The sequence below is a fragment of the Streptomyces sp. Z423-1 genome (genome assembly GCF_013009255.1).
GTDB lineage: Bacteria > Actinomycetota > Actinomycetes > Streptomycetales > Streptomycetaceae > Streptomyces > Streptomyces gossypiisoli.
In genome coordinates this window covers 1121829-1134495 of the sequence record NZ_CP053109.1, presented here as the reverse complement: position 1 = coordinate 1134495, position 12667 = coordinate 1121829, and the positions used below count along the sequence as shown (strand labels likewise).

Sequence of the window (12667 nt, the reverse complement as noted above, 5' to 3'; positions counted from 1 at the left end):
GGCGGGCGGGGGACGCCGGACCCCCGCCCGCCGTCTCCGTCCCTCCCCCCCGGTTTCGCGCACGACCAGGAGGCTGCCCATGTCCGCGTCCCTCTCCCGACCGCGTGTGGGGGTGTGGCTGATCGGTGCCCGAGGCTCCGTCGCCACCACCGTCGTCACGGGGTGCGCCGCCGTCACCGCGGGACTGCACCCGCCCACCGGCATGGTGACCGAGACCCCGGCGTTCACCGACAGCGGCCTGCCCGCGCTGTCCGACCTCGTCTTCGGCGGCCATGACACCGTCGACTGCCCCCTGCCCAAACGCGCCGAGGCCCTGACCGCCGGCGGCGTCCTCCCGCCCGGCGTCGCCACCGCCGTCGCCGCCGAACTCGCCGCCGCCGACCGGGAGATCAGGCCCGGCGGCTCCACTCCGGGGGACACCAGGAGCGAGGCCGAACTGATCACGGCCTTCGCCGACGACATACGCGACTTCGTGCACCGCCACGACCTGGAGCGGGCCGTCGTGGTGAACGTCGCCTCCACCGAACCCGCGTCCCAGGGGCCCGACGCCCCGCTGCCGGCCAGCACCCTGTACGCGCTGGCCGCCCTGCGCGCGGGCTGCCCCTACGTAAACTTCACCCCGTCCGAGGGCATGCACCACCCCGTCGCCGCCCGCGAGGCCGAGCGGAGCGGACTGCCGTACGCAGGCCGGGACGGCAAGACCGGACAGACGTTGCTGCGGGCCGTGCTGGGCCCGATGTTCGCGCAGCGGGCGCTGAACGTGCGGGCCTGGTCCGGCACCAACCTGCTCGGCGGCGGGGACGGCGCGGCCCTCGCCGACCCGGCCGCCGCGGCGGCGAAGAACGCCGGCAAGGAACGCGTCCTCGCCGACACCCTCGGCACCGTTCCCGAGGGCGAGGTGCACATCGACGACGTCCCGGCCCTCGGCGACTGGAAGACCGCCTGGGACCACATCGCCTTCGACGGCTTCCTCGGCACCCGCATGATCCTCCAGACCATCTGGCAGGGCTGCGACTCGGCCCTGGCGGCACCCCTGGTCCTGGACCTGGCCCGCCTGACCGCCCGGTCCCACGAGGCAGGCCTGACCGGTCCGCTCGGCGACCTGGGCTTCTACTTCAAGGACCCGGTGGGGGACGGACCGGCGGGCCTGGCCGAGCAGTACGCGGCGCTGGGCCGGCTGGCGGAACGGCTCGCAGGTGCGGCTGCCTCCGCCGACCTGGGTACGGGTGACGGTGCGGTGGCGGGCGGCGCCGGTGCGAAGACGGGTGGTGCAGGCGCGGACGCGGTTGCCGGGGCGGAGACGTCCGCGCAGTCGGTCCAGGACGACGCACCCCGGGGAGAGCGGCCATGAGCCGTAGCCGCGCCTGGGCCGAACTGCTGCGGCTTCCCGCCCTGTTCACCGTCCCCGGCGACGCCCTGAGCGGTGCCGTCGCCACGGGTGCCCGCCCCAACCCGCGCACCGTCCTCGCCATTGGTTCCTCCCTGTGTCTCTACGAGGCCGGTATGGCCCTCAACGACTGGGCGGACCGGGAGGAGGACGCCGCCGAGCGTCCCCAGCGGCCCCTGCCCTCCGGGCGGATCCGGCCGTCTTCCGCCCTCACTGCGGCCTGCGCCCTCACCGCAGCCGGACTGGCCCTCGCGGCCCGCGCCGGCCGCCCGGCCCTGGCCGTGGCCACCCCCCTCGCGGCCACGGTCTGGGCGTACGATCTCGCGCTGAAGCACACCCCCGCCGGTCCCGTGGCCATGGCCGCCGCGCGTGGCCTCGACCACCTCCTCGGCGCCACCGCCACCACCGGCCGTCCGTGGGAGGCGCTGCCCTCCGCCGCCCTCCTCGGCACCCACACGCTCGCCGTGACGGCGGTCTCCCGCCGGGAGACCCAGGGCGGCTCGGTACTGGCACCGCTGGCCGCCCTCACCGCGACGGCCGTCCTCACCGGGCTCGTGGCACGCGGCACGAACGGCACGAACGGCACGAAGGACGCTACGTCGACGGGCACCGGGATCGGCACCGGCACTGGCACTGGCACCAGGATCGGCACCGGCGTCGGGTCCGGCACCGGCATCAGGACCGGCACCGGCATCGGCACCGGGCGCCGGAGGTCCGCGCGCGACCGCGCAGGCTCCGCCTTCGACGCCGCCCTGCGCACCGCCCTCGCCACCACCTACGCCGCGACGGCAGGCCGTCCCTACACCCACGCCGCCCTCAACCCCTCACCTCCCCTCACCCAACGAGCCGTCGGCGGCGGCATCCGCGCCCTGATCCCGCTTCAGGCCGCGCTCGCCGCCCGCGCCGGAGCCGGCGTCACCGCCCTCGTCATCGCGGCGCTCGCCCCGATCGGCCGGAAGTACGCGAGGAAGGTGAGCATCACATGAGCCCCCAGCCCAACCCGGCACCGGAACTCGGCCAACCGACCCCGCCGCACCGCTCCCTCCGCTTCGGCTACGGCACCAACGGCCTCGCCGACCTCCGGCTCGACGACGCCCTCGTCCTGCTCGCCGACCTCGGCTACGACGGCGTCGGTCTGACCCTCGACCACATGCACCTCGACCCCCTCGCCCCGGACCTGCCCGCCCGCACCCGCCGAGTCGCCCAGCGCCTCGGCGCGCTGGGACTGACGGCCACCGTCGAGACGGGCGCCCGCTATGTGCTCGACCCGCGCCGCAAACACGGTCCCTCCCTTCTGGACCCGGACCCCGGCGACCGCGCCCGCCGCGTCGACCTGCTGCTCCGGGCCGTCCGTGTCGCCGCCGACCTGGGCGCCCACGCCGTGCACTGCTTCAGCGGCACCCTCCCGCCCGGCACGGACGAGGACACGGCGTGGAAACGCCTGGCCGACAGCCTCACTCCCGTCCTGGACGCCGCGACCGCCGCCGGTGTCCCGCTCGCCGTCGAACCCGAGCCCGGCCACCTCCTCGCCACCCTTGCCGACTTCCACCGTCTGCGCCGCACCCTCGGCGACCCCGACCTCCTCGGTCTCACCCTCGACATCGGCCACTGTCAGTGCCTCGAACCCCTCCCTCCCGCCGACTGCGTACGCGCCGCCGCGCCCTGGCTGCGCCACGTCCAGATCGAGGACATGCGGCGCGGCGTCCATGAACATCTCCCGTTCGGCGAGGGGGAGATCGACTTCCCGCCCGTCCTGGCGGCCCTCGCCGCCACCGGCTACCAGGGCCTGACCGTCGTCGAACTGCCCCGCCACTCCCACGCGGGCCCTCACTGCGCCGAACTGTCCCTCCCGTTCCTCCGTACCGCCGCGCCACCCAACGGGCCGGTCCCACCCCCGACTCCGCCCGTCGCACCCCTCGGCGAGCCCTCCGCCACCCCTGAAGGGAGCACCCCGTGAAGCACCCCCACGCCACCCCGGCGACCCCGGCGGCGAGATCCGACAACGCGACGACGCCCACCGAGGCGGACGACAACACGACGGTCACGAACGCGGCCACGGGCAGGCACAGCCCCACCGCGTCGGTCACCGATGCCGACACAACGACCGAGCACCCCAACCCTGCCCGCACCCGCCTCACCTCCCTCCACGCCCACCTCAACACCCACCTCCCCGGAGCCGTCCGCGCCTGGCTCGACCAGGCCCTCGCCGAGGCCGCCGCCCACCCCGGTGCGCATGGCCCCATCTCCGTGTGGGAGCTGCGCATCGCCGAGGCGGGCCGCCGCTGCGGGGACGAGTACGCCGACGCCGCCCGCGTGCTGATCCTCCATGCCGCCGGGGCCGACCCGGCCGCGCTCAGCCGTGTCTACCGGCAGGGCACCGCCGCCGAGCGCCGCGCCGTCCTGCACGCCCTGCCCCACCTCGTGCCCGGCCCGGACGTCCTCCCGCTGATCGAGGACGCCCTGCGCACCAACGACACCCGGCTCCTCGCCGCCGCCGTCGGCCCGTACGCCGCCCGGCACCTCGACCCGCACAACTGGCGGCACGCCGTACTGAAGTGCCTGTTCACCGGCGTCCCCGTCGACAACGTGGCCGATCTGGAGCGGCGCGCCCACGCTGATGCCGAACTCGCCCGCATGCTCGGCGACTACGCCGCCGAACGCACCGCCGCGGGCCGTCCCGTACCGGAGGACCTGTCCCGCGTCCTGGCCCTGACCGACTCCGCACCAGCACCGCACGGATCGGACACCCCCCACGGCAAGGAGTCCTGATGCGCATCTTCGACCCCCACATCCACATGACGTCCAGGACCACCGACGACTACGAGGCCATGCACGCCGCCGGCGTCCGCGCCGTCGTCGAGCCCTCCTTCTGGCTCGGTCAGCCGCGCACCTCGCCCGCCACCTTCCTCGACTACTTCGACTCCCTCCTCGGCTGGGAACCCTTCCGCGCCGCCCAGTACGGCATCGCCCACCACTGCACGATCGCCCTGAACCCCAAGGAGGCGAACGACCCGCGCTGCCGTCCCGTCCTCGACGAACTGCCCCGGTATCTCGTCAAGGACCAGGTCGTCGCCGTCGGTGAGATCGGCTACGACTCGATGACCCCCGCCGAGGACACCGCCCTCGCCGCCCAGCTCCAGCTCGCCGCCGACCACGAGCTGCCCGCCCTCGTGCACACTCCCCACCGCGACAAGCTGGCCGGCCTGCGCCGCACCCTCGACCTCGTGCGGGAGTCCGCCCTGCCGCCGGACCGCGTCCTGCTCGACCACCTCAACGAGACCACCGTCAAGGAAGCCAAGGACAGCGGTTGCTGGCTGGGCTTCTCCGTCTATCCGGACACCAAGATGGACGAGGACCGGATGGTCGCGATCCTGCGCACCTACGGGACCGAGCAGGCGCTGGTGAACTCCGCCGCCGACTGGGGACGCAGCGACCCCCTGAAGACCCGCAAGGTCGGCGACCTGATGCTCGCCGAGGGCTTCACCGAGGACGACGTCGACCAGGTCCTGTGGCGCAACCCCGTCGCCTTCTACGGGCTCAGCGGCCGGCTGAACCTCGACATCGCCGCGAACGAGGCCACCCACGAAGGCAACTCCATCCTGCGCGGCGGGGAGTGAGCCATGCGCTTCCGCCATCCCGACGGCTCCACGGTGCACCTCGCCTACTGCACCAACGTCCACCCCGCCGAAACCCTCGACGGTGTCCTCGCCCAGCTCCGCGACCACTGCGAACCCGTCCGCCGCCGCCTCGGCCGCGACCGGCTCGGCATCGGCCTGTGGCTCGCCAGGGACGCCGCCCACGCCCTCGTCACCGTCCCCTCCGCCCTGCGCGATCTGCGCGCCGAACTCGACCGGCGCGGCCTCGAAGTCGTCACCCTCAACGGCTTCCCCTATGAGGGCTTCGGTGCCGAAGAGGTCAAGTACCGCGTGTACAAGCCGGACTGGGCCGATCCCGAACGCCTCGACCACACCACTGCCCTGGCCCGCGTCCTCGCCGGGCTCCTCCCCGACGACGTCACCGAGGGCAGCGTCTCCACCCTGCCGCTCGCCTGGCGCACCGCCCAGGACAGCCGGCGGGCCGACGCCGCCCACACCGCCCTGCGCACCCTCGGCGAACGCCTCGACGCCCTCCAGGAACTGACCGGCCGCTCGATCCGCGTCGGCCTGGAACCCGAACCCGGTTGCGTCATCGAGACCACCGGCGACGCCATCGCCCCGCTGACCGCGATCACCCACGACCGCATCGGCATCTGCGTCGACACTTGCCACCTCGCCACCTCCTTCGAAGACCCGCACGCCGCCCTGGACGCCCTCACCCAGGCCGGCGTCCCCGTCGTCAAGTCCCAGCTCTCCGCCGCACTGCACGCCGAACACCCCCATCTCCCCGAAGTCCGCGACGCCCTCGCCGCCTTCGACGAACCCCGCTTCCTGCACCAGACCCGCACCGCCACCGCCGCGGGCCTCCGCGGCACCGACGACCTCGGCGCGGCCCTCCGGGACGCCGCCCTGCCCGACGCCTCGCCCTGGCGCGCCCACTTCCACGTCCCGCTGCACGCGGCCCCTGCCGCGCCCCTCACCTCCACGCTCGCCGTACTGAAGACGGCCCTGGCCCGCCTCGTCGGCGGAGCCGGCCCGCTCACTCACCATCTGGAGGTCGAGACCTACACCTGGCAGGCCCTTCCACCGGAGCTGCGGCCCCGGGCCCGCACCCAGCTCACGGATGGCATCGCGGCCGAACTCACCCTGGCCCGCGACCTGCTGACGGACCTCGGCCTGAAGGAGCTGCCGTGAACGCCCGCGCCGCAGCGCGCCCCACCCCACTCCTCGTCCTCGACGTCGTGGGCCTCACCCCCCGTCTGCTCGACCACATGCCGCACCTGAAGACCCTCGCCCAGTCCGGCTCCCACGCCCCCCTGGGCACCGTCCTGCCCGCCGTCACCTGCGCCGCCCAGTCGACGTTCCTGACCGGCACCATGCCCTCCGAGCACGGGATCGTCGGCAACGGCTGGTACTTCCGTGAACTCGGCGACGTCCTGCTGTGGCGCCAGCACAACGGCCTGGTCGCCGGCGACAAACTCTGGGACGCCGCCCGCCGCGCCCACCCCGGCTACACGGTCGCCAATATCTGCTGGTGGTACGCCATGGGCGCGGACACCGACATCACTGTCACCCCCCGTCCGATCTACTACGCCGACGGCCGCAAGGAACCCGACTGCTACACCCGCCCGCCGGACCTCCACGACGAACTCACCGAGGAATTCGGCACCTTCCCGCTGTTCCACTTCTGGGGCCCCGGCGCGGACCTCGTCTCCAGCCAGTGGATCATCGCCGCGACCCGCCACATCCTGCGCACCAGGCACCCCGACCTGACCCTGTGCTACCTCCCTCACCTCGACTACGACTTGCAACGCTTCGGCCCCGACGACCCGCGCTCCCTGAAGGCGGCCGCCGACCTGGACGCGGCCATGGCCCCGCTGCTGGCCGACGCCCGCGCGGAGGGCCGTACCGTTGTCGTGCTGTCCGAGTACGGCATCACCCGCGTGAACCGGCCCGTCGACATCAACCGCGCACTGCGCCGCGCGGGCCTGCTTGAGGTGCACACGCAGGACGGCATGGAGTACCTCGACGCGATGGCATCCCGGGCCTTCGCCGTCGCCGACCACCAGATCGCCCACGTCTATGTGCGCCGCCCCGAGGACCTGGACGCGACCCGCGCCGCGCTCGACGGACTGCCCGGGATCGAGCAACTCCTCGACGACGAGGGCAAGAAGACCCACCAACTCGACCATCCGCGGGCCGGCGAGCTCGTCGCCGTCGCGGAGCCGGACGCCTGGTTCACGTACTACTACTGGCTCGACGACGCCCGCGCGCCCGACTTCGCGCAGCTCGTCGAGATCCACCGCAAACCCGGCTACGACCCGGTCGAGCTCTTCATGGATCCCCTCGACCCCTACGTCAAGGTCAAGGCGGCGGCCGCACTGGCCCGCAAGAAGCTCGGCATGCGCTACCGCATGGCGGTCGTGCCGCTGGATCCCTCACCTATTCGCGGCAGCCACGGCCGCCTCCCCATGAGCGACGACGACGGTCCGCTCCTCATTTGCTCCACCCCCCGCGCAGTCGACGGCCGTGTCGCGGCCACCGACGTGAAGTCACTGCTGCTCCAACTGGCCGGTCTCGGCTGACGCACCAGCTCATACAGGCGCCGAGATCCAGCTACTGAGAGTGAAACACACGGCACTGACAACGGCCGGTCCCGGCCGCACCGGAACCGGCCACGACCGAGAAGGCAGACACTCGTGACCCTGTATTCCGACCCCTCCCGCACCGAGGCCACCGCCTCCGCCGCCGCCCCGGACGAGGGACTGCGCCGCAGCCTCGGCGTGGCCCGGCGCCGCTTCCTCAGCACCTGCACTGCCGTGGCGGCCGGCGCCGTCGCGGCGCCCGTCTTCGGCGCCGCCCCAGCCCTGGCCCAGGACCGGGGCAGAGACCACGGCCACGGACACGGACATGGCGGGCATGTTCTCGTCCCGCCGCACAAGCGCGGCATCATCCTCTACACCGTCCGTGACGCCACCGGCCGCGACCCCCTCTCCACCGACCTGCCCTCCGGCTTCCGCGAGGTGTTCAAGCAACTGGCCCGCCACGGCTACCGCCAGGTGGAGTTCGCGGGTTACCGCCAGCACGCGAACGCACCCGGCGGCGCCGACCTGGGATCCGTCGCGGGCGCCAAGCTGCTGCGCTGCTGGCTCGACGACTACGGCCTGCGCGCCCAGGGCAACCACGGTTTCATCCCGCCGTCCTGGCCGCTGACCACGGCGGACCTGGACACCTTCAAGAAGCAGCTCGAGATCGCCAACATCATCGGCATGGACCACATGGGCACCGGCGGTGACCCCACCGGCAGCTCCCACCGCGCCGACTGGGACGTGGCCGCCGACAAGTGGAACGCCCTCGGCGAGATCGCCTGTCGCGAGGGCATCAAGCTCTACACCCACAACCACGACGGGGCCTACGGCTTCCTGCTCGACGGCGGCCCGCTGGACGACCAGGGCCGGCCGACCCGCAGCTCGGGCATCCGGAAGCTGGAGTACTTCCTCAAGGTCACCGACCCGAGGGTCGTCTGGCTGGAGATGGACATCTTCTGGGCGCACGTCGCCCAGTACAAGTTCCACACGTACACGGCCCACGACGGCTCCACCCGCAGGAACGTTTTCGACCCGGCCGGCCTGGTCGCCCGCAACAACAAGCGCTACCCGCTGTTCCACGCCAAGGACGGCGTCGTCAGCACCACGAACGGCATGGGCTACGAGATGGTGCCCTTCGGGACCGGAGTCATCGACTACACGACGTTCTTCTCCCGGGTCGGGGAGCGGAACTACCACAACCCGATGGTCGAGGACGACAACTCCCCGAGCGCCACCGACCCCGCGCAGTCGCTGCGCGAGGCCAAGATCAGCTACGACAACCTGGCGGCCCTGCGCAAGCGGCGCCACTGATCCGGACGACGGACCGGGCGGCCCCTTCCCGCGTGCTGCGGGAGGGGCCGCCCGGTCCGTGTGCGAGAAGCTCTGGGGTTGGTTGTGCCTAGGCAGGGACGGTGTGCGGCTCCGGGAATGCGGCCGGTCAGGCCGTCTCCTCGCCGAGCGGTTGCGGGTTGGGGGTGATGCGCTTGGGCCGTGGCCGTCCCGGCGGCTGCAGGAACAGGGCCATGAAGCCCGCGAACAGGGAGATCGAGCCGGCCAGGATGAACGCGCCGGCGTAGTCCCAGGCGGCCACCACCACGGCGCCCATGCCGGAGCCGAGCAGCCCGGAGACCAGCTTCGACGAGTACACCAGGCCGTAGTTGGAGGCGTTGTTGTTCTCGCCGAAGTAGTCGGCGGTCATGGCCGCGAACATCGGGAAGATGGCGCCGCCACCGAAGCCGGAGATGGACGAGAACAGCAGGAACAGCGGCAGGTTGCCGATGTTCCCGGAGAACAGGATCCCGTACTGGGACAGGCCGAGGACGATGCAGACGAAGATCAGGCACTGCTTGCGGCCGTACCGGTCGGAGAGCCAGCCGATGACCCCGCGGCCCGTGCCGTTCACGATCGCCTTCAGGGACATGGCGGTCGCCACGATGCCGCCCGCGAAGCCGGCCTCGTCACCGAAGGGCACCTGGAAGGCGATGCCGAAGATGTTCACGCCCGAGGTGCACAGCAGGCAGAACCACATGAGGGCCACGCGGCCGGTCCGCCACGCCTCCATGGGGGTGTACTGGTGCACGGCCGGGGGGTTCTTCTCCAGCGCGCGCCGGGCACGCGCGTCGTCGGGCTTCTTCAGCGGGTCGACGTCGGCCGGCCACCAGTTCTTCGGCGGGTCGCGGAAGAAGTAGCCCGCCGTGGCCACGACCGCGGCGAGGAAGATGCCGACCGAGACCAGCACCCAGCGGAAGTTGGTGAGGTCCATGTAGCCGGTGAAGAGGAAGACGAACGGCACGGAGCCGTACGCGAAGCCGCCGTTGACGAAGCCCGTCTTGCCGCCCTTGCGCTCCGGATACCACTTGGCGACCATGTTCACGCAGGTCGCGTAGACCATGCCCGCACCCATGCCGCTGAACATGCCGAAGCCGATGTAGGCGACGATCACATGCGGCGCGAAAGCGAGCGACACATAACCCAGCAGGGTGCCGACCGCGCCGAGCATCATCGCCCAGCGGGCGGGCAGTTTGCCGCTCTCGCGCAGCTTCCCGGCCGGGAAGGCGACCGCGGCCTGGAAGAACACCCAGACACCCAGCATCCAGAAGATGTGCCCGCTGCTCCAGCTGTGCGCCGTGTGCAGCGTGTCCTCCGCGGACGCGAAGGCGTACTCGGCCGAGCTGATGCCCATCATGCCGACCCAGGGCAGGATGACCATCCACTTGCGTTTGCGGCCCATGATGTCGATGTCGGACTCGCCGATGCGGTAGACGCGTCCGTTCGCGTCGGTCACCTCACGGTAGGGAGCCGATGTCGGCAGATCGGTGGTTGTCATGTCGTGTTGCACCCCTAGCGTCGAAAGTTCTGGCCAGCGCCCCCTGTCCAATGCCTTTCGTGCGCGCACGGGTCCCGGGGCCGGCCGACGCGCACCGTCGGCCGACCCCTCCCCTGCTCACCTCATGAACCGCCCCCCAACAACCCTGCCGCCCGCGCCCACCGGTACTTCGCACCGAGCACGGCCACCGGCTTCTCCGTCGTGTACGGGTACGCCACGACCCCCCGCTCGTACAGGTACTGGCACGCCTCCTCGACCTCGACATCACCCGCGAGCGAGGCCACCACGGGCTTCTCGATCCCGCGCTCGCGGAAATCGGCCACCACGCGCGCGGTGAGCTCGGCGAAGACCATGGGAGGGGTCACGATGGTGTGCCAGTAGCCGAGGACGAGCGCATGGATGCGCGGGTCCTCAAGACCCAGCCGGATCGTCGCCTCGTACGTCGACGGAGGCTCGCCCCCGGTGATGTCCACCGGGTTGCCCGCGGCCCCGAAGGGCGGGATGAACTTCCGGAACGCCTCGTCCAGATCCGGGGGGATCTCCATCAGGGACAGGCCGTTGTCGGTCACCGCGTCGGACAGCAGCACGCCGCTGCCGCCGGCCCCGGTGATGATCACGACGTTGTCCCCCTTGGGGGTGGGGAGCACCGGCAACGCGCGCGCGTACTCCAGCATGTCGTTCAGCCCGGGCGCCCGGATGACCCCGGCCTGCCGCAGGATGTCGTCGTACACCGCGTCGTCGCCCGCGAGGGCGCCGGTGTGCGACCCGGCGGCCTTCGCGCCCGCCGCCGTACGGCCCGCCTTCAGGACCACCACCGGCTTCTTCGGCACGGTCTCCCGCGCGGCCTCCACGAAGGCGCGGCCGTCCTTGAGGTCCTCCAGGTGCATGGCGATGCACTCGGTGTGCGGGTCCTCGCCGAACCAGGTCAGCAGGTCGTCCTCGTCCAGGTCCGACTTGTTGCCGAGGCCCACGATCGCCGACACGCCCGTCTTCGTGGTCCGGGCGAAGCCCAGGATGGCCATGCCGATGCCGCCCGACTGCGAGGTCAGCGCGACCCCGCCCTTGACGTCGTACGGCGTGCAGAACGTGGCGCACAGGTCCTGCCAGGTGGAGTAGTAGCCGTAGATGTTCGGGCCGAGCAGCCGCGTGCCGTGCCGTTCGGCGATCGCCACGATCTCGGCCTGGAGCTCGTGCTCGCCGGTCTCCGCGAACCCGGAGGGGATCAGCACCGCGTTGGGGATCCCCTTGCGCCCCACCTCCTCCAGCGCCGCAGCGACGAACTTGGCGGGGATGGCGAACACGGCCACATCCACCTCACCGGGAACGTCCGTGACACTCTTGTACGCCTTGCGGCCCAGAATGTCATCGGCCTTGGGGTTCACCGGGTGGATCTCCCCGGAGAAACCGCCGTCGATGAGGTTGCGCATCACCGAGTTGCCGATCTTGCCCTGCTCGCTGGACGCGCCGATCACGGCGACCGAACGCGGCTGCATCAACCGGCGCATGGAGGTCAGGATCTCCTCGCGCGCGTAGCGGCGGCGCTGCTTCACCGGCGCATCGGACAGGATCACCCGGATGTCCGCCGCGACCGCGCCCTCCGGCGTGGCGATCACCGGATTCAGGTCCACCTCGGCGATCTCCGGGAAGTCCGTGACGAGTTGGGACACCCGGCGGATCTGCTCGGCGATCGCCCACCGGTCCACGCCCGCCGCGCCCCGCACCCCGCGCAGGATCTCCGCCGACCGGATCGAGTCCAGCATGGACAGCGCCTCGTCGGCGTCCACGGGCGCGAGCCGGAACGTGACGTCCTTGAGTACCTCGACGAGCACCCCGCCGAGACCGAAGGCCACCACCTTCCCGAACGTCGGGTCCGTCACCGCGCCGACGATGACCTCCTGCCCCTGGGGGAGCAGTTCCTGCACCTGTACGCCCTCGATTCGGGCCTTCGCGTTGTACGCGCGCGCGTTGTCGATGATCGTGTGGAACGCGGCCCGTACGTCGGCCGCCCCCTCGACACCGACGATCACCCCGCCGGCGTCGGTCTTGTGCAGGATGTCCGGCGAGACGATCTTCATCACGACGGGCCCGCCGAACCGTGCCGCGCACGCGACGGCCTCGTCGACGTCGGTCGCCAGCTCCTCGCCGGGTACGGCGATCCCGTACGCGTCCGCGATCACCTTGCCCTCGGGCGCGGTGAGCGCCGTACGCCCCTCGGCCCGGACGGTGTCGAGGAGCGTGCGCACCCTCAGCACCCGGTCTTCGGCCATCA

General features: G+C 72.0%; 10 protein-coding genes. 8 read left to right on the top strand and 2 right to left on the bottom strand.

What is annotated here, in order from left to right; genetic code table 11:
* Positions 1-79 precede the first annotated feature (79 nt).
* The 8 genes from HJD23_RS05260 to HJD23_RS05225 all read left to right on the top strand — a co-directional run bounded on the left by HJD23_RS05260 (position 80) and on the right by HJD23_RS05225 (position 8882).
* Positions 80-1351, top strand: a complete 1272-nt coding sequence (locus HJD23_RS05260; RefSeq protein WP_232107953.1) for an inositol-3-phosphate synthase — start codon at positions 80-82, stop codon at positions 1349-1351.
* On the top strand, positions 1348-2373 hold the full coding sequence (locus tag HJD23_RS05255; RefSeq protein ID WP_171109497.1) for an SCO3242 family prenyltransferase: 1026 nt from the start codon (positions 1348-1350) through the stop codon (positions 2371-2373). The genes HJD23_RS05260 and HJD23_RS05255 overlap by 4 nt, the downstream gene beginning before the upstream one ends.
* On the top strand, positions 2370-3344 hold the full coding sequence (locus HJD23_RS05250; protein ID WP_171109498.1) for a sugar phosphate isomerase/epimerase family protein: 975 nt from the start codon (positions 2370-2372) through the stop codon (positions 3342-3344). The genes HJD23_RS05255 and HJD23_RS05250 overlap by 4 nt, the downstream gene beginning before the upstream one ends.
* A complete protein-coding gene (locus tag HJD23_RS05245) occupies positions 3341-4156 on the top strand; it encodes an EboA domain-containing protein (protein WP_171109499.1) in 816 nt (271 codons plus the stop codon). The genes HJD23_RS05250 and HJD23_RS05245 overlap by 4 nt, the downstream gene beginning before the upstream one ends.
* A complete protein-coding gene (locus HJD23_RS05240; RefSeq protein ID WP_171109500.1) occupies positions 4156-5004 on the top strand; it encodes a TatD family hydrolase in 849 nt (282 codons plus the stop codon). Before HJD23_RS05245 ends, HJD23_RS05240 begins: the two co-directional genes overlap by 1 nt.
* 3 nt (positions 5005-5007) lie before the next feature.
* Positions 5008-6177, top strand: coding sequence for a metabolite traffic protein EboE (eboE, locus tag HJD23_RS05235; protein ID WP_171109501.1), 1170 nt, complete (start codon positions 5008-5010; stop codon positions 6175-6177).
* A complete protein-coding gene (locus HJD23_RS05230) occupies positions 6174-7568 on the top strand; it encodes a nucleotide pyrophosphatase/phosphodiesterase family protein (protein ID WP_171109502.1) in 1395 nt (464 codons plus the stop codon). Before eboE ends, HJD23_RS05230 begins: the two co-directional genes overlap by 4 nt.
* A gap of 114 nt (positions 7569-7682) precedes the next feature.
* The gene (locus HJD23_RS05225) at positions 7683-8882 is read left to right on the top strand and encodes a sugar phosphate isomerase/epimerase family protein (RefSeq protein WP_171109503.1); all 1200 of its coding nucleotides are present in this window, start codon (positions 7683-7685) and stop codon (positions 8880-8882) included.
* A 127-nt stretch (positions 8883-9009) separates the two neighbouring features.
* On the opposite strand, the gene HJD23_RS05220 is transcribed toward HJD23_RS05225, so the two are convergent.
* Positions 9010-10398, bottom strand: coding sequence for an OFA family MFS transporter (locus HJD23_RS05220; protein ID WP_171109504.1), 1389 nt, complete (start codon positions 10396-10398; stop codon positions 9010-9012).
* A 122-nt stretch (positions 10399-10520) separates the two neighbouring features.
* Positions 10521-12665, bottom strand: a complete 2145-nt coding sequence (locus tag HJD23_RS05215; protein ID WP_171111553.1) for an acetate--CoA ligase family protein — start codon at positions 12663-12665, stop codon at positions 10521-10523.
* Positions 12666-12667 lie beyond the last annotated feature (2 nt).

Excerpts from the sequence above, each read along its gene's own strand:
- HJD23_RS05215 (WP_171111553.1), bottom strand. The coding sequence starts at position 12,665 with ATGGCCGAAGACCGGGTGCTGAGGGTGCGCACGCTCCTCGACACCGTC.
- HJD23_RS05220 (WP_171109504.1), bottom strand. The coding sequence starts at position 10,398 with ATGACAACCACCGATCTGCCGACATCGGCTCCCTACCGTGAGGTGACC.
- eboE (WP_171109501.1), top strand. The coding sequence starts at position 5,008 with ATGCGCTTCCGCCATCCCGACGGCTCCACGGTGCACCTCGCCTACTGC.
- HJD23_RS05260 (WP_232107953.1), top strand. The coding sequence starts at position 80 with ATGTCCGCGTCCCTCTCCCGACCGCGTGTGGGGGTGTGGCTGATCGGT.
- HJD23_RS05255 (WP_171109497.1), top strand. The coding sequence starts at position 1,348 with ATGAGCCGTAGCCGCGCCTGGGCCGAACTGCTGCGGCTTCCCGCCCTG.
- HJD23_RS05250 (WP_171109498.1), top strand. The coding sequence starts at position 2,370 with ATGAGCCCCCAGCCCAACCCGGCACCGGAACTCGGCCAACCGACCCCG.
- HJD23_RS05240 (WP_171109500.1), top strand. The coding sequence starts at position 4,156 with ATGCGCATCTTCGACCCCCACATCCACATGACGTCCAGGACCACCGAC.